The 20,622-nt window shown below is 67.4% G+C and carries 18 protein-coding genes; 8 read left to right on the top strand and 10 right to left on the bottom strand.

Annotated features, from left to right (window positions below; translation table 11 throughout):
* The first annotated feature begins 54 nt into the window (after window positions 1-54).
* From HZA32_12620 to HZA32_12595, 6 genes are all read left to right on the top strand, one after another.
* Window positions 55-750, top strand: coding sequence for a hypothetical protein (locus HZA32_12620; protein ID MBI5424915.1), 696 nt, complete (start codon window positions 55-57; stop codon window positions 748-750).
* A 161-nt stretch (window positions 751-911) separates the two neighbouring features.
* On the top strand, window positions 912-2,438 hold the full coding sequence (locus tag HZA32_12615) for a hypothetical protein (GenBank protein MBI5424914.1): 1,527 nt from the start codon (window positions 912-914) through the stop codon (window positions 2,436-2,438).
* Entirely contained in the window at window positions 2,438-3,814 is a 1,377-nt protein-coding gene (locus HZA32_12610; protein MBI5424913.1) for a sensor histidine kinase, read from the top strand. The genes HZA32_12615 and HZA32_12610 overlap by 1 nt, the downstream gene beginning before the upstream one ends.
* Window positions 3,815-3,835: 21 nt before the next feature.
* Window positions 3,836-4,366 carry a DUF5069 domain-containing protein gene (locus tag HZA32_12605; protein MBI5424912.1) on the top strand — a complete coding sequence of 177 codons (531 nt, stop codon included), beginning with the start codon at window positions 3,836-3,838 and terminating at the stop codon, window positions 4,364-4,366.
* Between the two features lie 130 nt (window positions 4,367-4,496).
* Complete coding sequence (locus HZA32_12600; protein ID MBI5424911.1) at window positions 4,497-5,003, top strand: (2Fe-2S)-binding protein; 507 nt, start codon at window positions 4,497-4,499, stop codon at window positions 5,001-5,003.
* Window positions 5,000-7,213 (top strand): xanthine dehydrogenase family protein molybdopterin-binding subunit, encoded by a 2,214-nt coding sequence (locus HZA32_12595; protein MBI5424910.1) that lies wholly within the window; start codon window positions 5,000-5,002, stop codon window positions 7,211-7,213. The genes HZA32_12600 and HZA32_12595 overlap by 4 nt, the downstream gene beginning before the upstream one ends.
* A 135-nt stretch (window positions 7,214-7,348) precedes the next feature.
* On the opposite strand, the gene HZA32_12590 is transcribed toward HZA32_12595, so the two are convergent.
* From HZA32_12590 to HZA32_12565, 6 genes are read right to left on the bottom strand one after another with little or no spacing between them, the layout of a single operon-like run.
* Complete coding sequence (locus HZA32_12590; GenBank protein ID MBI5424909.1) at window positions 7,349-8,236, bottom strand: 1,4-dihydroxy-2-naphthoate polyprenyltransferase; 888 nt, start codon at window positions 8,234-8,236, stop codon at window positions 7,349-7,351.
* Between the two features lies 1 nt (window position 8,237).
* Window positions 8,238-8,879, bottom strand: a complete 642-nt coding sequence (locus HZA32_12585; GenBank protein MBI5424908.1) for a hypothetical protein — start codon at window positions 8,877-8,879, stop codon at window positions 8,238-8,240.
* A gap of 48 nt (window positions 8,880-8,927) precedes the next feature.
* Entirely contained in the window at window positions 8,928-9,584 is a 657-nt protein-coding gene (locus tag HZA32_12580) for a hypothetical protein (GenBank protein ID MBI5424907.1), read from the bottom strand.
* Window positions 9,574-10,317, bottom strand: a complete 744-nt coding sequence (locus HZA32_12575; protein ID MBI5424906.1) for a hypothetical protein — start codon at window positions 10,315-10,317, stop codon at window positions 9,574-9,576. The genes HZA32_12580 and HZA32_12575 overlap by 11 nt, the downstream gene beginning before the upstream one ends.
* Window positions 10,314-11,051, bottom strand: coding sequence for an ABC transporter ATP-binding protein (locus tag HZA32_12570; GenBank protein MBI5424905.1), 738 nt, complete (start codon window positions 11,049-11,051; stop codon window positions 10,314-10,316). Before HZA32_12570 ends, HZA32_12575 begins: the two co-directional genes overlap by 4 nt.
* Before the next feature lie 2 nt (window positions 11,052-11,053).
* A complete protein-coding gene (locus HZA32_12565; GenBank protein MBI5424904.1) occupies window positions 11,054-11,329 on the bottom strand; it encodes an acylphosphatase in 276 nt (91 codons plus the stop codon).
* Window positions 11,330-11,458: 129 nt separating this feature from the next.
* On the opposite strand from HZA32_12565, the gene HZA32_12560 reads away from it, so the two are divergent.
* Window positions 11,459-12,133: a hypothetical protein gene (locus tag HZA32_12560; protein ID MBI5424903.1), complete on the top strand. Its 675-nt coding sequence runs from the start codon at window positions 11,459-11,461 to the stop codon at window positions 12,131-12,133.
* Window positions 12,134-12,154: 21 nt separating this feature from the next.
* Here HZA32_12560 and uvrB read toward each other — a convergent pair whose 3' ends face one another.
* Both uvrB and HZA32_12550 read right to left on the bottom strand, forming a co-directional pair.
* Complete coding sequence (gene uvrB / locus HZA32_12555) at window positions 12,155-14,200, bottom strand: excinuclease ABC subunit UvrB (protein MBI5424902.1); 2,046 nt, start codon at window positions 14,198-14,200, stop codon at window positions 12,155-12,157.
* Window positions 14,201-14,239: 39 nt separating this feature from the next.
* Window positions 14,240-15,619, bottom strand: coding sequence for a hypothetical protein (locus HZA32_12550; protein MBI5424901.1), 1,380 nt, complete (start codon window positions 15,617-15,619; stop codon window positions 14,240-14,242).
* A gap of 174 nt (window positions 15,620-15,793) precedes the next feature.
* Here HZA32_12550 and HZA32_12545 point away from each other — a divergent pair, with 174 nt between their 5' ends.
* Complete coding sequence (locus HZA32_12545; GenBank protein ID MBI5424900.1) at window positions 15,794-17,062, top strand: Glu/Leu/Phe/Val dehydrogenase; 1,269 nt, start codon at window positions 15,794-15,796, stop codon at window positions 17,060-17,062.
* A 187-nt stretch (window positions 17,063-17,249) separates the two neighbouring features.
* On the opposite strand, the gene menD is transcribed toward HZA32_12545, so the two are convergent.
* Window positions 17,250-18,980: a 2-succinyl-5-enolpyruvyl-6-hydroxy-3-cyclohexene-1-carboxylic-acid synthase gene (gene menD, locus HZA32_12540; GenBank protein MBI5424899.1), complete on the bottom strand. Its 1,731-nt coding sequence runs from the start codon at window positions 18,978-18,980 to the stop codon at window positions 17,250-17,252.
* Between the two features lie 92 nt (window positions 18,981-19,072).
* Window positions 19,073-20,497: an isochorismate synthase gene (locus HZA32_12535; GenBank protein ID MBI5424898.1), complete on the bottom strand. Its 1,425-nt coding sequence runs from the start codon at window positions 20,495-20,497 to the stop codon at window positions 19,073-19,075.
* Window positions 20,498-20,622 lie beyond the last annotated feature (125 nt).

The raw sequence follows: 20,622 nt of genomic DNA, 5'->3' as shown, positions 1-20,622 counted from the left end.
ACTTCAAGCGTCCCTCGCACACCTTGGCACGCCGCACGCAAATAGCGCCGCGTCATGCCAATCAAGCAACGCCTCCTCCTGCTCTCCCTCCTGCTCGCGCCGTGCCTCGCGCACGCCGCCTTTTATCTCGAGCCGCGCGTCTCGTGGCTGAAATTCTCCGGCACGCCCAACATCGGCGATCGCGGCTGGGTCGCCCGGTCCGATGAGCCCGAGGTCGTTCCCACCTTGGCCGTCGGCTACGAACTCTCGCCCCGCCTGCGGCTCGAACTGCGCTACACCCCGCTTGGCGATTTCACTTCGTATCGCTTCGCGCCTAGCGCCGCGATCTTTCCCGGCGACGAAGTCAGCCTGCCCTACGTCCGACCCTACGAATATCGCCAGCGCACCGATCTCTACACCGTCGCGCTGCCCATTCGCATGCTCGACCACAAACGCCTCGCCGTCTCCCTCACGCCCCTCCTCATCGCCGACGACACCGACGTCGAGGTCGCCGACTACGTCTACTACGATCTCCCAGTGATCCTCGATCGCGCCGACGCCGGAGCGTTCATCTGGCCGGGCCCGACGGTTCCGGGCAGGAATCTCCGCGTCCTGCGCCACAGTGACAAAGTCAACCTCCGCCTCGGCGGCGAACTGGCGCTGCGCTACTCATGCACGGACAAGCTCGCGCTGACCGCGCATTGCAACTGGTCCAATCTGCGCACGGCCGACCTGCTCGCCTTCGGCGGCGGCGTCGAGTTCCGCTTCTGAGTTTAGCCCCGGGAATAACGCCCGCCGCTTCGTCGGTGTGACGCCGTTGTGTGTGTCCTGTTCGGCTAGGTCTGGTCGGCGCACATCACAGGCGGCGGGCGCCCGGGGCGACCTCTGCGCGCTCGACTTGCGCGCGCCGCCGCTCTGAATTTCCTCCCGTCGTGTCCGCCATTCTCAAGTCCTCCGCGCTCGCCGTCCTCGCACTCCTGGGCGCATCGCCGCTCGCCCACGGACAAGCCGAGGCGACCATCACCGGCTCGCAGAGCGGATCCGGCGGAGCCGGCCAGTCGCGCCCTGCGCCGCGCGATCCCAACTTCCTCCGCGACGCCCAGCACTTCCCCGGGCTCGCCAACCAGACGTCGCTGACTGAGCTGATGCCGGTCTATTTCCCCGCGACCGTCCCCGCGCTCGAAACCGAGCTCCCGTCCGCTCCCGCCGTTCGGGATCCGATCTGGACCGAGCTCGCCGGCGAAGCCAACGAGCTCTTCTTCGCCCCGCTCAGCTCCCGCCTCGCCAAAGGCGGCCTCGACCGCCGGCAACGCGAACGCCTCGAGCTCTACCGCCGCAAACGCACCGCCGCGCTCACCGACTTGCGCGCGTCGCTCACCGCGAACGGCGTCACCGCCGACACCACGACCGACTCCGCCCTCGGTGAACTCGCCACGATGGCCGACGCCCTCCGCCGCGACCTCTACCGCGGCGGCTTCCTCGTCGCCGACGCCGACTGGAACCAGCACCGCAACTGGCGCCTCGGCGATCCCGGCACCAAGCGCACCGCGCAGGAACTCCTCGCCGACGAACTCGCCGTCCTGCGCGCCGCCACGTTTTACCAGGAAGGGCTCTCCGGCCCGCAACGCCAGCTGCTCCGCGAGATCGTGATCGAACTCGCCGCCGCGCTCGGCGACAACGACGCTGGCAACGCCTCCGACTTCGCACCCGACGAGACGATCTTCTTCCTGCCGCACGGCTCGCGCGTCCGCCTGCCCGTCGACGTCCCGGCGGCGCTCGCCGCCCGCATCGACGCGCTCACCGCCGAGAAACGCGCGCTCAAACGCGAACTGCGCGACGCCCTCTTCACCCTCGATCGCGAGAGCGACTCGAAGCGCGAGCGCTCCCTCCGCGAACTCGCCACCAAACAGGAGCCTCGTTTCGCCGCGCTCGAAGCCGCAGCGGAAACCATCCGCCGCGAACTCGCCGCCGTATCCTCCGAGCGCCCGGCCGCACCGCGTTCCCATCTGCCGCCTGAGCTCGAGCGCCGCCTCGAGACTTACCTGCGCAACAAGGCCAACCTCCAGCGAGTCGCCCGCCAGCAAGCGCAACCGGAAACCGCCAAGGGCGGCGCGAAGCGCGAGCCATCTGCCGAAGCCGCGCGCGCCGCGCTCGCCGCATTCGAAGCCGACAACCGCACCCGCATCGCCGCACTCGCCGCCGAGGCCCGCGCCCTGCGCGAGGAAGTCGCCCGCGTCGCCGCAAGTTCGCCAGCCGGCGCGACGAAGTCGGTCGACGCCCTCCTCGCGGACTTCGCGACCGCCTTCAAGCAACAGCAGTTGCAGGCGCTCTATCAGGATTACCGCACCGCGGTGCTCCAACCGGGCCTCACGTCCGCGCAACGCGAGCTGCTGTTCAACGCCGCCGTCGCCGGGCTCGACCTCACGGGCTTGAAAGACTGGCAGGCCGTCCCCGAGTGATGTTCCGGCGCGACCTTCCCGCCCGCACCACGCTGCTCGCCGCCACGCTCGGCGCCGGAGCGCTGCTGCTCGCGATCTTCGGCGCCCTGCTGCTCTACTTCCGCGACAGCCTGCACCGTGAGATCCGCCGCACGGTCATCAACCGCGACTCCGCCGTCCTCTCGCCCGTCACGCGGCAACAAATCGCCGCCGCCAGCAAACGCGCCGCGCCACGCGCGCTGCGCGCCCCCGAGTTGCTCGAGGCCGTCCTACCCGCCGCACAACAGGACGGGATGCTCGCCGTCGCCGTGTTCAACGAGCAGGGCGACCTGCTGCGCGCCGTGCCGGACTCGCTGCTCTTCGCCGAACTCGCCACCACCGACTACGTCACGCTGCTCGGCAACGCACCGATCAGCCGCTACCATCCCGAATTCCCCCTCGACCGCTATTTCCGCGGCGCCCAGCCCAGCACGACCGCGCCGGTGCTCGAGGTGTTGTTGCCCCTCGTCGAACCGGGACGCACGCAGCCGACCGGCTTCGCCCAATACTACGTCGACGCGCGCGGCCTCGCCGGAGAACTCGCCGCGATCGAGGATCGGCTCGACGGCCACACCTGGTCGATCCTCGCCGCCGGCGTCGTCGCTGCCGCGTTGGTCCTCGGCGGCGCGTGCTTCGCCCTGCTGCGCGCGCAACGCCTCGTCGCCGAGCGCAACGAGCGCCTCGCCCGCGCCAACCTCGAGCTCACGCTCGCCACGAAGGCCTCCGCCCTCGGGCAGATCACCTCGCACCTCATCCACGGCTTGCAGGGTTCCGTCGCCAGCCTGCGCTCGGCCGTGTCGCCGACGCAGGAGCCCGATTTGCAGTCCGTCGCCTTCCACACCGAGCGCATGCAGGCGCTCATCACGGAAGTCGTCGCGCTGCTCGGCGACATGCGCACGGGCGCGACCTACGAAATTTCCACCGACGAACTCGCCACGCTCATCCGCCAGCGCGGCGAGGCCCACGCGAATCCACGCGGCGTCCAACTCGACGTCGTCAACCGCACGCGCCGCTCGCTCGACAATCACCGCGGCAGCCTGCTGTGCCTGATCGCGACCAACCTCGTGCACAACGCCGTCCGCGCCTCGTCCGCCGGGCAATCGGTTGTCGTCGAACTCACCGAGTCCGCCGGCCACGTGCTCCTGACCGTATCCGATCAAGGCGGCGGCATCGCGCCCGAACTGCTGCCGCGTCTCTTCACGCCCGGCGCCAGCGGCACGCAAGGCACCGGCCTCGGCTTGTCGATCAGCCGGCTCCTCGCCCGCCAGATGGAAGGCGATCTCGAACTCGTCTCGACGGGGGCGAACGGCACCGTGTTTCGCGCCCGCGTCGCCAGCGGACGTTTGCAAATCGCCTGAACGCGGTTCCTCTTCGCGGCGATGAAGCACTACGATTTCGCCGACAAGTTCCGCGCCCTCTACGAGCAGGCCGTGAAGAAATACGCCGCCGGCCAGCGCGGCGCCGACACGTTTTTCTCCGCTGACGAGCAAGCCTTCCTCGCCGCCAACGGCATCAACAGCCAGCACCTCTACGACTACGCGGAGGACCACAACAACGGCGGCGAGCCCGGCTACGACCGCGCCCTCACGATCGAGCTTGTGCGCCGCGACTACTTCCTGAACGTCCAACAAGGCCGCGCCTCCACGCGTGTGCTCGACGATTCCACGCTCCCGTCCAAGGCCGACGCCGTGGAGGGCATTTCCTGGCTGCCGCGCATCATCCCGAAGACCAAGGCCAAGCTCCGCGGCGAACTGCCGCCGTCGTTGATGTATTCGTGCGGCGGCGACCGACGATTCTTCAAAGAACACGACATTCATCCGGCCGAGTTCCTCAGCCTCGTCTGGCGCCATGAAAACGACGACGCCGCGATCGTCGCCTGGGTCGTGCAACGCTCGCGTTCCGTGCGGTAGGGCGGGACCGCTGGGCCCGCCGCGCACGCGGCATGGCATCCCCGCCCCCCCTCTTTCGAGGGACGCCGCGCAAAGCGCCGCCGCTTGACGGCGCCGCGGGCATGGACACGGTGAGCGCTGCTTTCTCCCCATGCCCAAATTTACCCTGAACGTGAATGGGCAGGCCCGCACCGTGGATGTGCCGGCGGATACTCCGCTGCTTTGGGTCCTGCGCGATAACCTCGAATTGGTCGGCACGAAATTCGGCTGCGGCATCGGCCAATGCGGCGCGTGCACCGTGCACCTCGCCGGCACGCCGGTCCGCTCGTGCCAGTTCCCGGTCTCGACCGTCGTCGGCATGCCGATCACCACGATCGAGGGCCTGTCGCCCGACGGCTCGCATCCACTGCAAAAGGCGTGGATCGACCACGACGTCCCGCAATGCGGCTACTGCCAATCCGGGCAGATCATGACCGCCGCCGCGCTCCTGAAAAACAACCCGCACCCGAGCGACGAGGACATCGACGGCACGATGGCGGGCAATCTCTGCCGCTGCGGCACTTACCTGCGCATCCGCGCCGCGATCAAGGACGCCGCGGCCGGCAACGTGAAAGGCCGCCCCGCCGAAGCGTCGGTGAAAACGGGAGGTGCCCAATGAGCGCGCCCGAAAGCCAATTCACGCGCCGCGATTTCCTGCGCGTCACCGCGCTCGCTGGCGGCGGCTTCGCGCTCGGCCTCTCGTTTGTGCCCGACGCCCTTGGCCAGCCCGTGCAGGCGCTCGACAACACCACGCGCGCCTTCACGCCGAATCCCTTCATCCGCATCACGCCGGACAACGTCGTCACCATCGTCGCGAAGAACCCCGAGGTCGGCCAGGGCATCAAGACCTCGCTGCCCATGATCGTCGCCGAGGAACTCGAGGTCGATTTCGACAAGATCGTCATCGAACAAGCGCCGCTCAACCCGCAGCTCGGCGCGCAGTTTGCCGGCGGCTCGCTCTCCACGCCGCAGAATTACGATCTCCTCCGCAAGGCCGGCGCCACCGCGCGCACGATGCTCGTCGAGGCCGCCGCGCAGACTTGGAACGTCCCGGTCTCCGAACTCACGGCCGAAAAAGGCACCGTCTTCCACCGCGCCACCGGCCGCCGCCTCACCTACGGCGAACTAGCGACGAAAGCCGCGACGTTAGCGATCCCGGATGAAGGCACGATCAAGTTGAAGGATCCCGACGAGTTCACGCTGCTCGGCTCGCGCGTCGGCGGCGTGGACAATCCCGCCATCGTCACCGGCCAGCCGCTCTTCGGCCTCGACCAGAAAGTCGCGGGCATGCGCTACGCCGTGTTCGAGAAATGCCCCGTCTTCGGCGGCAAGGTCGCCTCTGCGAACCTCGATCAGATCAAGGCCATGCCCGGCGTGCGCGACGCGTTCGTGATCGAAGGCGGCGCCAACTACAGCGGCTTGCTCTCCGGCGTCGCCATTCTCGCCGACTCCACGTGGGCCGCCTTCAAGGCCCGCACGGCCCTGCGCGTGACGTGGGACGAAGGTGCCGGCGCCAATCAAAGTTCCACCGCGTTCGAGGCCCGCGCCGCCGAGCTCGCCGCGCAGCCCGGACAAGTTCTGCGCAACGACGGCGACGTCGCCGCGGCCTTCGCCGGCGCCGCCAAGATCGTCGAGGCGAAATACGTCTATCCCTACATCCACCACGCGACGCTCGAGCCGATGAACGCCATGGCGTGGCCGACCGCGGACGGCGGCATGGAAGTCCTCGCCCCTACCCAGACACCCGGCGGCGCGCAGGACCTCGTCGCGAACACACTCAAGATTCCCAAGGAGAAAATCAAAGTTCGCTTCACGCGCATCGGCGGCGGCTTCGGCCGACGCCTCGCCAACGACTACGTCGTCGAAGCCGCCGCCATCGCCCAGAAGGCTGGCGTCCCCGTGAAACTCACCTGGACGCGCGAGCAGGACACGCAGCACGGCCTCTACCGTCCGTGCGGCTGGCACCATTTCAAGGGCGCGGTCGACGCGCAGGGCAAACTCGTGGCGTGGCAGGACCGCTTCGTCACCGTCGGCCTCAACTCCGACAAGGAGCCCGGCAGCAGCGCGCGCATGAGCCCGGCGGAGTTCCCCAGCCGCTTCGTGCCGAACTTCCGCCTCGAACAGGCGATCGTGAACACGAACGTCCCCACCGGACCGCTCCGCGCCCCCGGTAGCAACGCGCTCGGGTTCGCCATCCAGTGTTTCATCGACGAGCTCGCCCACGCCGCCGGCCGCGACCAAGTCCAGTTCCGGCTCGAGTTGCTCGGCGACAAAGTGCAGCCCCCGCTCGATCCGCGCGGCCTGCCCTACGACGCCCCGCGCATGGCCAACGTTCTGCGCACCGTCGCCGAAAAAGCCGGCTGGGGCAAAAAGCTCCCGCGCGGCTCCGGCCAGGGCGTGGCGTTTTTCTTCAGCCACCGCGGCTATTTCGCCGAGGTCGCCGAAGTCACCGTCGCCCCCGACGGCACGCTTAAAGTCCCGCGCGTCACCGTCGTCGGCGACGTCGGTCCGATCATGAACCTCAGCGGCGCGGAGAACCAGGTGCAGGGCTCCGTCATCGACGCCCTCGGCGCCGCGTGGCTGCAGGAAGTGACCCTCGAACGCGGCCGCGTGGTGCAGGCGAATTTCGACACGTATCCCCTGCTCCGCGTCAACGACGCGCCGACCGCCGTCGAGGTGCACTTCATCCAGAGCAAGAATCCGCCCACCGGCCTCGGCGAACCCGGCTACCCGCCGCTGCCGCCCGCCGTGTGCAACGCGATCTTCGCCGCCACCGGCAAACGCGTCCGCTCGCTCCCGCTCACGAAGCAGGACCTGCGCTGGAGTTGAACGTCACCTCCGCAACCTGCGGTAGGGCGGGACCGCTGGGCCCGCCGGGAACGCGATGCCGCCCACTCGCGCGCCCAAGGGTTGCGCCCTACCTCGCCCATCTGTGTTCGCGAGTTTCGCTCCGAAAACTTCTCGTCAACGCGCGCCCCAGACGACGCCGGCGCTCAGCAGCACACCAAACGCCGCGAGGAACTTCGCCGTGTCGGCGAGCACCGCGATCTGCTCTCCCGGTTCGACCGAGCGGCCGAGGCGGTGCGTGAGCCGCACGCCCCACGGGAAAAGCACGAGCGGCAGCAACACCGGCCAGCGCCAGCCCGCGAGCAGCAACGCCGGCGCGCTCAGCAAAGCCGCGAGCGCCGACAGCGCGTATTGCCAGAACGCGAACCTCCGCCCGAACCGCACGACCAGCGTGCGTTTGCCCGCCTTCGCGTCGGTTTCGACATCGCGATAATTGTTCGCAACGAGAATGTTCGCCGCCAGCAAACCGACCGCGCCGGCCGCGAGCATCACGGGCCCGGTGACCGAGTGCGCCTGCACGTAGAACGTCGCGCCGACAGCCACCAGTCCGAAGAAAATGAAGACAAAGAGATCGCCGAGCCCGTTGTAGCCAAGCGGATACGGCCCGCCCGTGTAGGCGATCGCGCAGACGATGCTCACGATGCCGATCGGCAGGAGAATCCATCCGCCCTCCGCGACGAGCAGCAGCCCGACCGCAAACGCCGCCACGAGCACGACCGCAGTTGCCGCCAACATCGTGCGCGGCGAAACCAGTCCCGCCGCCACCGCGCGGCGCGGGCCGACGCGCTCGTGTGTGTCGGCGCCCTGCACGAAGTCGAAGTAGTCGTTGGCGAAATTCGTGCCGATCTGCACGAGCAGCGAGAACACGAGGCAAATGGCGGCGCTGCCGTAGTTCGCCGCGTGCGCGGCCTCGGCGAAAGCCGTGCCGACGAGCACCGGGATTATCGCCGCCGGCAGGGTTTTCGGGCGCGACGCCTCGAACCAGACTTTCGCGCCCGCGGCCATTTCACCAAGTCAGGTTGCGCCGGCGCGTGAAGACGACCATCGGCCGCTTGACCATCAGGCTCCAAATCACCGGCAACAGCAGGATGAGCGTGTTGAAAGCGGCGAGCCGCTGATCGTCCCCGAGAAAGAAATTGAACGGCAACAGAATCAGGGCGTAGGCCGCCACGAACATGCGCGGCGTCGGAATCACCGGATTGATCGCACAAACCAGCAGGAATGCCAGCGCTCCGGGATAGCCACTGCCCATGCCGGAACTCAATCCGGCGTAGAAGAAAATGGCCGCGAAAAACGTGATGCGAGCGCGCCAGCGCAGGGATTGGATCAAGATGCCGACAAAGGTGACGACGGCGCAGATCGCGAAGACCAGCATCGCCTGTTCGCGCTCCGACTCGAAACTGAATCGCCAGAGCGCAAACGCGCCCATGAAGCCGCGCAGCAGATCGAGGTAGTTGCGATGGTTGCGCAGCTCCCGGCCCAGTCGGACCGACTTGTCGTCGGGATCGTTCGCTCCGTCCTGTGCGAAGCGCTCCATCGTCTCGCGCTCCTTGCGCTTGTTGCGCCAGAGCTTGCCCAAACGCATCCACTGACGCGGAAACCAAAGCGTCAGCAGAGCAAGAATAAGATACGGCCAGTGAATGGTCATGGGCGTGATTGAACCGGATGGAGCCGCCGCGCCGTCGCCTTGTCAAACTCACTCCCGCCGAAGTTCGCGTTCCCATTCGGCGAGCCGCGCGAGAACCAGTTCGCGCTGCGCCGCCGGGACGTCGGCTGGCAAACGTCCGCCCCAATCGCGCAGCCAATCCACGGCCTCGCGCCGCTGTCCGCTCCGCCACAACAGCTCGCCGCAAATCCGCCCCGCGTGCCACGGCGCACCGGGCATCTCGGCGGCGCGCCGGTAGCAGGCCGCCGCCTCACGGCTGTCGCGCCGGGCGTAGAGCGCGATGTTGCCGGCCTCGATCCACAACTCCGGCGAACGCGCCGGCGCGCGCTCCAGCAAGGCGAGCGACTCGGCGGCGAGCTCGGCCCGCCACGAGGCCTTCAACGCCGCCGGTGCGGCGGGCTCGGCCCGCTCCCGCCACTCGGGAAAATCGAAGGCGCGCATCCGCGCGGCGTTCACGCGAAAATAGTCCGTCGCCGGGGCCAGCGCCACCGCGAGCGTCGTCAGCTCGCGCGTCCGCGCTTCATCGCGCTTCTCCCAGGCGAGATTTGCCCTCAACCAGAACCAATCCGCGGCGCCCGGCAGCGCAATCGTCGTCGGTTCACGCGCGTCGCGCCACGAACCAGTCGCCGCTCCGAAAACCGCGAGCACGGCAAACGCCAGCCACGAAGCGTGCCGTTCAGAGATCACGTCGCGAAAAACACCACGCCGCCAAGCCGACGTAGAGCGCGGCATACGCCGCCAGATAACACAACGCGGAGCCGAGCGCCGCGGATTCGCCGATCTCCAGGTTCGGCACCATCCAGCTCAACAACAGCCAAAGTCCCTTCGCCGCCCCGGTTGCCTTCCCGGCGGCAAATCCGATCGCCGGCGCCAACCGCCCTGCCACCGCGGCGGCCAACGCCAGAGTCGTCGCGAGCAACGCGCTCCGGCTGATCGTCGCAAGGAAGAGGCTCAGCGCCGCCGTCACGAGCAGCGGTGCCAGCTCCAACGCCAGCGCGCGAACCGCGCCCCCCGTCGCCGCCGCGTGTCCGATCAGCGGAAACAGAACCGCGACCGCCGCCCCACAAAGCACCGCCAGCCAACCGAGGACGATCGCGACCGCGATGGCCTGCGCCGCGATCACCGCGCCGCGCGTGGCGCCGTGCATGAGCACGATCGGTGTCACGCGCGAGTGGACTCCGGAAAAAAACAACGCTGGCCCCGCGAGCGCGGCCAGCACGCTGCCGCTCAGCGCGAGGACCGCAGCACCGTAATCGATCAAGAAAACCTGCTCCGCGGAGCCGAAATGAAACTCCCGCAGCACGGCGCCGCCGCCGATCAACGCCACGGCGGCCACTCCCAGTCCCCACGCAACGCGGAGCCGCAACGCCAGCGCGAGCCAGAACTGAGTCAGCACCCAGAATCGACGCAGCGCGTTCATCCTCCGCTCGCCTCCAGCTGGATTCGCTCCAACCCGCCGCGCGCCGCGACCGCCGCCCGATCGCCCTCGAACACGACGCGCCCGCGCTCCAACACGACGAATTGGTCGCACAGCTCCTCCAAATGCGGCGAATCGTGCGAGCTCAGCACCACGGCGCGGCCGGCGGCGCGCTGCGCGGCGAGCAAGTCCCGCACCTCGACTTGCGCCCGCACATCCAAACCCGACGTCGGCTCATCGAGCAACAGCACGACCGGATTCCGCAGCAACGCCTGCGCGAGGCCGAGCCTCTGCCGCTGTCCCTTGGAAAGTTGCGCCGTCGCGCGGCCGGCGAGCGCGGCCAGTCCCACTTGCGCGAGCGCACGCGCCGCCGCCTCGTCCGCGTCGCGCCGGCTGCAACCGCCGATCGTCGCAAGGCGCGCGAGAAACTCCGCCGCACCGACGAAGTCCGGCAAAATCGTTTCCTCCGGCAAATACGCGACGCGCCCCTCGCGCGCCGCCGCGGCCGGCTCGCAACCGTCGATGGCGCAGGCGCCACTCGTCGCGTGCACCAGCCCCGCGCAAATTTTCAGCGTCGTGCTTTTGCCCGATCCGTTCGCGCCGACCAGAGCGCAAATCGTGCCGCGCGCCACGCTCAGCGTCACGCTGTCGAGCGCCGCCAGCGTCCGGCCCCGCCAATCAACGGCGTAGCTTTTCGTCAGGCGCTCGATCCGCACGGCGGGCGCTGGGGAGACCATGGTCAGCGAATCGTGAAGCCGGTGAATTGCGCCGGGCGACGCGCGGCCACCCGCTCCACTTTCCGGATGTAACCCGCGAGATGTTCCTCTACGGCCGCGACGAACGCCGCCACTTCCCCCTTCTCCCCCTCGGCTTCGAGCTGCACCCGACCATCGGGCAAGTTCCGCACGTGGCCGGAAACCTCGAATCCCTTAGCCACCTGCAAGGTCTGATAGCGGAATCCCACCCCCTGCACGTGACCGGAAAAGAAGACGGTTTCGTGATGCACCTCGGCCATTCGCGCGATGACACCGCGAGAGTGAACCTCGGGCAAATCGAAACCAGTTTAGAACGAGAATTTTAATTGCGCGAGGGAGGTCGCCGCGCACACTCCCGCCAGCGTCCTTCCAGACGCCCCTTTTTTTCAATGACCAATCAAGATTCCGACGGGATGTTCGAGAACGACTGGGAAGAACGCCGGGAGATCTCGTGGACCGAAGCCGATTGGGAACAGTATCTGGCCGAGCACGAAACCGCGGTGCGCGACTACCTGAAGCACTACGAGCAACTGCCCGCCGCCACGGATCGCATCGATGAAGTCGCCCGCCGCATGGGCTGGGACATGCAGCCGGACGAAGGCGCCTCCGAAGGCGAGATCGGCGCGACGTCCGAGCCGGCCAATGACGAGCCATCGTTCGACGAGGATTTCGACCTCTACACCGTTCACCGCAACCCGGTGCACATCGCCACCAAGGCGATCTACGTCACCCTCGTCGCCAACTGGGAGCGCGTGGCCTCCCACCCCGAGCACATTCACCCCGCCGTCAGCCTCGCGGTGGCCGGCTCGCTGTATCGCGGCCGCGAACATGCGCTGCAGGCGGTCCAGTCGCTCGACATGGGCGACTACTCGCTCGCGATCTGCTTTTTCAAGCGCGCCCTGCGCGAAATCAACGACACGCTCGCGCGCCTCGGCGCCGCGGGCGAGTCCGACAGCGGCCTGCTCCAGCGTTACCGCGAGTTCGCCACGCCGCGCCTGTTCGACCTCCGCGAGATCTGGCTCCGCGTCATGGCCGAGTGCCGCAACGCCGACTCCGGCACCTGACGCGCGCCCATCGCTCCCGCCTCAACGCCGCGCCGATTTCGGGCGGCGTTTTTCTTTGCCGTAATCGCCGCCGCGCCCGCGGGAAGCCTGCGGTGATGCGATCGCCTTGCCCCCGGATTTCAGAGTCGCGATCTGGTCGCGGAGCAACGCCGCGCGCTCGAACTCGAGCCGGTTGGCCGCCTCCTGCATCTCTTCCTCCAGCTCCGCAATGACCGCCGCGACGTCGTCGACGCTCTCGGCCACGGCGACGGCGTTCCGGTCCTCGCCCGTGCCGTCGTAGACGTGCAGGCTGGCCTGCGCGGCGCGCTTCACGCTGCGCGGTGTGATTCCGTGCGCGGTGTTGTAGGCCATCTGCTTTTCACGGCGCCGCTTGGTTTCCTCGATCGTGCGGCGGATCGATTCCGTGATTACGTCGGCGTAGAAGATGACGCGGCCCTTTTCGTGGCGCGCGGCGCGACCGGCCGTCTGCAGCAGGCTCGTTTCGCTGCGGAGGAAACCCTCCTTGTCCGCATCGAGAATCGCCACCAGCGCCACCTCGGGCAGGTCGAGGCCTTCGCGGAGCAAATTGATGCCGACGAGCACGTCGAAATTGCCCTGCCGGAGATTGCGCAGGATTTCGACCCGCTCGAGCGCGTCGATGTCAGAGTGCAGATACTCGACGCGGATCTTCGCGTCGCGCAGGTAACTGGTGATGTCCTCGGACAGGCGCTTCGTCAGCGTGGTGACGAGCACGCGCTCGCCCTGCTCAACGGCGCGGCGGATTTCGCCGATCATGTCCTCGACCTGGCCCTTCGTGGAGCGGAGTGAGATTTCCGGATCGAGCAGTCCGGTCGGCCGAATGACCTGCTCGGCCACGACCGTCGAGCGCTCCATCTCGAACTTCGCCGGTGTGGCCGACACGTAGAGCGTTTGCCCGGTGATCTGCTGAAATTCCGGGAACGCCTGCGGCCGGTTGTCGAGCGCCGACGGCAAGCGGAAGCCGAAATTCACCAGCGTCTGCTTGCGCGCGATGTCGCCCGCATACATGCCGCCGATCTGGGAGACGGTCACGTGGCTCTCGTCGATAAAGGTCAGAAAATCCTTGGGGAAAAAGTCGATCAGGCAGAACGGCCGCTCCCCGGGCTTCCGGCCCGTGAGGTGCAGCGAGTAGTTCTCGATGCCGTTGCAGAAGCCCATTTCCTGCAGCATCTCGAGGTCGTAGGTCGTGCGCATCTTGATGCGCTGCGCCTCGAGAAACTTCTGCTCGCGCTCGAACAGCGCCACACGGTCGGTGAGTTCGCGTTTGATGCCGGCGATCGCGCCTTCGAGGCGACCGCGCGAGGTCACATATTGGTTGGCCGGGTAGAGGTCGAATTGGTCGATCTTGCGCAACACCGCGCCGCTCACCGGCTCGAACTCCGTCAACGCCTCGATCTCGTCGCCGAAGAACTCCACGCGCAGCCCGTGTTCGAGATACGCCGGCATCACGTCCACGACGTCGCCACGCACGCGGAACATGCCGCGCTTCAGCTCGTAGTCGTTTCGCTCGTAGAGATTGTCCACCAGCCGCTCGAGGAGCTTCTGCCGGCCCATCTCGTCGCCGCGCCGGATTTGGATGCGCATCTCGGAGAACTCCTCGGGCGAACCGAGGCCGTAGATGCACGAAACACTCGCCACCACGATCACGTCGCGCCGGCTCACGAGCGAACTCGTGGTCGAGATGCGGAGCCGCTCGATCTCCTCGTTGATCGACGAGTCCTTCTCGATGTAGGTGTCGCTCGACGGCACGTAGGCCTCGGGCTGGTAGTAGTCGTAGTAGCTGACGAAGTATTCGACCGCGTTCTCGGGAAAGAAATTCTTGAACTCCGAGTAGAGCTGCGCCGCGAGCGTCTTATTGTGCGAGATGATCAGCGTCGGCCGGTCCAGCTGCGCGATGACGTTGGCCATCGTGAACGTCTTGCCCGACCCCGTGACGCCGAGGAGCGTCTGGTCGCGGTTGCCCGCACGCAGCGAGGCGACGAGTTTTTCGATCGCCTGCGGCTGGTCGCCGGTCGGCTGGTAGTCGGCGTGCAGTTTGAACAGGGACATCGAAAGAGGGCTAACCAAACTCCGGCGCGTCGCAAATGCTCAAAGGCCGAAGATGCGCAACAGTCCGTCGCGCAGGCCCGCCATCCACTTCCGTTGTTCTGCCGCCTCGCCCTTGGCCGACGTCTGCTGACAGAGGAACACGCCCGTGCCCTCGAACAGGTCGTCGAACAGCGGATTCTGGCCGCGGAAATACGCCCAAAACGTCTCCGCCCGCACCGGCCGATACGCCAGCCCCGGCGTGAAGCCGATCGTCGCATCCTGGTTCGCCCGCCGCCCCGGGACCGGCATCCCAGGTTGCGCGGCCAGCACTTCCGCGCGCACGCCGCGACTGCCCGCCAGCAGCAGCGTGCACGGCCCCACGAATTCAAAATAGCGGAACTGCCCGGTTGCCCACGATTGCAGCGTGAACAACCGCCAATGCCGGCGGATCGCCGCCGCCTTGCGCCCGAGCGGCCCGATCAGGCCCGCGAGATAGCTCGGACGCAGCACGAGGCTCGCGCCTGCCGGCACGTTGACGACTGCGAGTTCGACGTGCGCGTCGTCCTGACTCGAAAACGTCGCGCGCAGCTTCGCCTCCGGCGCGGCGTTGCGCATCTCGATCAACTCCTTCAGCCCCGCCGCCAGACAGGTAAATGGCATGCTCCAGTCGAGCAGCCAGCGCGTGCGCTTGAGCAAGCCCTCGTCGGAGGCCTGCAGAAACTTCTCCTTCACCCACAGCACATCGCCGGGCTCGAGCACCACGTCGACCGACGCGTCGCTCCCGCGCACGCTCAAGTCGACCGGCACCGGCTGGCCCAATCGCACCGGCGCGAGGCTGGAGATGAACGGCGCGACCAGAAAGAACGCCACTGCCCGCGCCAGCGGTGGACCGAGGAACCAAATCGCGACCACGAGCAGCACATGCTTGCCGAACCGGTCCCAAGCCGCGTGTGCGTAGTGCAGCACCCGCGACTTCTGGCGTTCCGCCGCCTGCAGTTGCACCTCGAGCTTGCCGAGCGCGATCTCCAGCCCGTCCTTCTCCCATTGCGCGCGCTTCAAGGCCTCGCGCAGCGCCGCGACCTGCCCGCGCGCCTCTTTCTCGGTCTGGCGCAAGCGCGCGAGTCGCTCTTCGTTCAGCTTCACCTGCTCACCCGGCGTCGTGAGCCGGTTCAGGCCGCTGTTCAATGTGTCGAGTTCCGCCGCGAGCCGGGCCGCCTCGGCCGCTCGCTGTTCGTTGCGCGCCGCGTCGACCTTCATGCCGTCCATGCGCACCTGCACGTCCTTGAGCGCTTCGCGCAACTTGCCGGTTTCGCCGGTCAGGGCCCTGATAAGGTCCTGCCGCCGGAGGTCGAAATCGACGTTGTCGCGCAGGTAGAGCCATAGCCCAAACCCCGTCAGGCCAAGCACCAGCAACAGCAAGCCGAAGGTCAGCTTCTGCACGCACCACGACAAAAATCTCGCCAGCGCTCCCATAAATCACGGCCGTTACTCTCGTAATAAGGCCCCTTCATTGAAGGGCCCGCCCGGCGGGAAGCCAATTGCTAAACGGAACCCCGCCGACCAATGTTTCGTCCATTCAACCCCGGCCCCCCGGCCAAAGAATCCTGTTATCCAATGTCCCTTACCAAAAGCATCTACAACGCACCTGTCTTCCAGCAGGCCTGCAACCAATTCGACGCTGCCGCCGACATCCTCGGCATGGAGCCCGGCGTGCGCGAACGCACCAAGGTGCCGCGCCGCACCCTGACCGTCAGCCTCCCCGTCCGCATGGACGACGGCCGTGTGATGACGTTCGAGGGCTACCGGGTGCAGCACAACATCTCCACCGGTCCCGCCAAGGGCGGCATCCGCTTCCACCACGACGTCACGCTCGGCGAAGTCGCCGCGCTCGCCATGTGGATGAGCTGGAAATGCTCCCTCGTCGGCCTCCCCTTCGGCGGTGCCAAGGGCGGCGTCGTCGTCAACGCCCGCGACATGTCCACCGGCGAGCTCGAGCGTCTTTCCCGCCGATACATGGCCGAGATCGCGACGTTCATCGGCCCCAACCTCGACATCCCCGCGCCCGACGTCGGCACCAACGAGCAGGTCATGGCGTGGATGATGGACACCTATTCCAACCACGTCGGCCACTACGACCCGGGCGTCATCACCGGCAAACCGATCGCGCTCGGCGGCTCCCTCGGCCGCCGCGAAGCCACGGGCGAAGGCGTCGCCTGGTTCACCAAGGCCTACCTCACCGACATGGGCATCAAGGCCGCCGACACCACCGTCATCATCCAAGGCTTCGGCAACGTCGGCAGCGAAACCGCCCTCGCCCTCGCCTCGTGGGGCGCGAAGGTCATCGGCATCTCCGACTTCACCGGCGGCATCTACAACAAGGCCGGCATCAATCTCAAGGACGCCCTCGCCTACGTCGCCGCCAACAAGTCCCTCCAAGGCTACAAGGGTGGCGACTCGCTCACCAACGACGAGCTCCTCGTCCAACCCTGCACTGTCCTCGTCCCCGCCGCCCTCGAGCGCGTCATCACCGACAAGAACGCCGGCCAGCTCAAGTGCCGCGTCATCGCCGAAGGCGCCAACGGCCCGACGACCAACGAAGCCGACAAGATCATCGAGCAGCGCGGCGACATCGAGCTGATCCCCGACGTGCTCTGCAACTCGGGCGGCGTCATCGTCTCCTACTTCGAGTGGCTGCAAAACCAGTCCGCCTACTACTGGTCGAAGGAGGAAGTCTTCGAGAAGCTCCACCGCATGCTCGCGAAGGCGAAGGCGTCCGTCGACGAGACGAAGGCCAAATACAAGTGCTCGCGCCGCACCGCCGCCCTCGTGCTCGGCATCGCCCGCGTCGCCGAAGCCAAAGCCAAGCGCGGCCTGTTCCCGTAAGGTAGCGCCGGTTTCCAACCGGCGAGAAGCAAACCCGCCCGCGGTCGCAAGCCGCGGGCTTTTTGTAGGCAGCGCGCTTGCGCGCGCCTCTGCTGTAGGAGCCTGCTTGCAGGCGATACGAAACGCCGCCAACCAGTCACGTGCCATCGCCTGCAAGCAGGCTCCTACAGCAAAGCAAAGCTGCGCTCTACCGCGCCGCCGCCGCGAACAACGCCTTGCGAAAAGCCGCGTCGCGCTTCCGATCCGTGCGCACTTCGATCACGCGGATGCCGCGCGCGGGCAATTTACCCAACAACCGCTCGAAATGCCGCCAATCGCGCACAAGCGTGTGACCGACATCATACGTCGCGCAGAGCAGCGCGAAATCGACCGACTGCGGCGTGCCGAAGAACCGTTCGAACGGAGGCTCGAACTGCGCCACCGGCAGATGCTCGAAGATGCCGCCGCCGTCGTTGTTGATCAGCACCACCGTCAAGCTGCCGCGCAGTTCGCGCGTGAGCAGAAAGCCGTTCGTGTCGTGCAGCAGCGAGAGATCGCCCGCCACGAGCACGGTCGGCGCGCCGCGATGCGCAAGGCCGATGGCCGTCGACAGCGTGCCGTCGATCCCGTTCGCCCCGCGGTTGCAATGCACGACATGCGCGCGATCGTTCGCCGGCCAGAAATACTCGGCATCGCGCACCGGCATCGAGTTGGCGAACATCACCGTCGTGCCCTTCGGCAGCACGCTCGGCAGCAGCGCACTCGCCTGCCCCTCGAAAATCCCCTCCGCGTCCGCCAAGCCACGGCGCAGCCGGGCCTCGACGCGACGCTCCAGCCCGCTCCAACGCCGCACCCACGTGCTCGCCGCGGGACGCGCGCGGACACTCGCCGCGAAACTCGTCACATCCGCGCGCACGACGCGCGTCGCGCTATGCAACGCATCGGGATTGTCCGCGCGCGTCGTGACAAACGTCACCGGCACGTCGCCGGCTCCGAGCCACTGCCGCAGCGGCTTGCTCGTCGGCCAGTCGTGCAGGCAAAGCACCTGCGTCGGCTGCAACTCCTTCGTCCACTCGGCAGAGCGCGCGATCACGTCGTAGCGCGTGACGAGCCCCGGCACGAGCGAGGCGAAATTCCGCAGCGGCGACAGCGCATCGGCCAGCACCGGCCAGCCGAGTCGTCGCGCCAGCTTGCCCACCGCACGCGCGTATCCGGCCGCGTCCGCCACACGCGTCTGTCCCGCGACGATGATTCCACGCTCCGCGCGTTTCACAACGTAGGGCGGGACCGCTGGGCCCGCCGAGTGCGCGGTGCCACTCTCGTCTCGCAAATGCGCGAAGAACTTTTCCGTAGTCTCGCCCTTCAGCGTTTCCGCCATCGCATCCTTCACCGGCGGCAGCGGATCGCGAAACGGCGCGTTCAAATGCACCGGTCCACCCACCGGCCACTGCGCACGCTCGACGGCGTGCGCGACCGTCTGCCTGAGGTAGCGCAGCAACGGCACGCTCGCCTCCGGCACGCTGAGCTCGTGGTAAAAGTTCACGTAGCCGCCGAACAGTTTCTGCTGATCGATCGTCTGCCCCGACCGACACTCCCGCATCTCCGGCGGACGGTCCGCCGTGATGACGATCAGCGGCACGCCGCTCTCGCGCGCCTCAATGACCGTCGGGAAGTAATTCGCTCCCGCCGTGCCGCTCGTGCACAGGAGCACGACCGGACGGTGCGATTGCCGTGCGAGTCCCAGCGCGAAAAACGCCGCCGAGCGTTCGTCGAGCACCGGAATCGCCTCGAACGCCGGATGCGCCGCAAACTGCACCGTGAGCGGAGTCGACCGCGAGCCGGGGGAGATCACCGCCTGCCGCACGCCGAGCCGCGCCAGCGTCTCCACGAGCACGCTGCCCCAGAGCGAGTTTACGTTGCGGAGATCGAGGTCGGCCATGGCTTCTTTTGAAACCACGAATGGACACGAATGAACACTAATAATTCACGAGGCTGGAGCATTCGTGTCTATTCGCGTTCATTCGTGGTTTCTCAGCTTTCGGTCAGAGCCTCGATCAGTGCGCGGAACTTCAGCTCGGTCTCGGCAAACTCCTTCTCCGGATTCGAACCTGCGACGATACCCGCGCCGGCGTAGGCCGTGGCGGTGCAGCCATCGACGAGGGCCGAACGCAGTCCAACGAAAAACTCGCCGCCACCGCGATGATCCACCCAGCCGCAGGTGCCCGCATAGAGCCCACGCGCAAACGGCTCCAACTGCGCGATCGCCGGCACCGCGCGCTCACGCGGCGTGCCGCCCACCGCCGGCGTCGGATGCAAGCGCGTCACGAGATCGAGAATGTGCGCACCCGCCGGCACCGTTGCACTGATCGGCGTGTGTAAGTGCTGGACGTTCGCCAGGCCGAGGAGACGCGGCTGCGCCGCGTGCTCCAGTTGAATGCCGAGGTCCGCGAGGCGGCGGCCGATTGCCGCGATGACGAAGCGGTGCTCGCGGAGTTCCTTGTCGTCCTGCGCCAAGGCGCGCGCGAGCGCGGCGTCCTCGCTCGCGGACTTCCCGCGCGGCGCCGAGCCAGCGAGCGCCTCGGTGTGCATGCGGCCCTCGGCCACCCGCACAAGTCGCTCCGGCGACGCGCCGATGAAACTTTGGCCTTTGCCGTTCGCGACCGAGAACGCGTAGCAGCCCGGGTAGCGCTGGCGCAGGTGATTCAGCACGCCGAGCGGGTGGAACGGTTCGGCGGTCGTCAGCCGCTGCGCGCGCGCGAGCACGATCTTCTCGTAGTCACCGCGCGCGATGCCCGCCAGACCTGCCGCGACCGCGCGCTGATACGCGCCTGCCTCGCCGATTTCCTCGATCTGCTGCGGCGCGGATGGACGCTCGCGATTGCGGGCGGAAGAGTAATCAAACGACCGGAACTTCGCGTGCGCCTTCGCCACTTTGGCCGTGACGAGATCGAGCGGCAGCTCCGGAGTGATGACGAGATTCGCCACTGCCACCGAACCGTCGCCACGACGCGACACCTGCCAACGCGGCACGAACACGCGCAACGCGGGAAATGGCGCGCCGGGCGCCGCTTCATCGGAAAACCCGGCTGCGACGAAGAAGTGCGGACCGGCAAAGGTCTCGTCGAGCGGCCCGACCGCGATCGTCTGCGCGAGCGTCTGCGCTATGAACTCCTTCGCCGCCGCGAAACGTGCTGGCCCTTGCGCCTCAAACGACAGCACCGCCTCGGCGCCCGCCACCGCAAAACCGGAACTCGGGCGCTCGATATAGAAGTGCGGCTCCGTCTCCTCGAAGATCGACTCGAGCACCGCGAGCGGATCGAGGCTGTCCACCGCCACGCTGATGCTCACGAGTTGCGGCCGGCCGGCGACGCGCGCGCGCTCAGCGCAATCGCCCAAAAATGCCCGCAACGCCTCCGGCGTGGAATTTGTAGCGGGATTGATCGGGAGGTGGAGCATCGTAAGCGAGATGACGTTCGTGGATCCTTCGCTCAGCCGCGACGACGCCGACGAAGGTGGAGCGCGTTGACCTCAACGCGCTCTTCGCAGACGAGCACCGAGCAGCGCGTTGAGGTCAACGCGCT

This window comes from Opitutia bacterium (assembly GCA_016217545.1).
In the GTDB taxonomy this organism is placed as follows: domain Bacteria; phylum Verrucomicrobiota; class Verrucomicrobiia; order Opitutales; family Opitutaceae; genus Didemnitutus.
The sequence above is the reverse complement of the archived record's forward strand: the minus strand, read 5'-3'. Positions and strand labels throughout refer to the sequence as shown.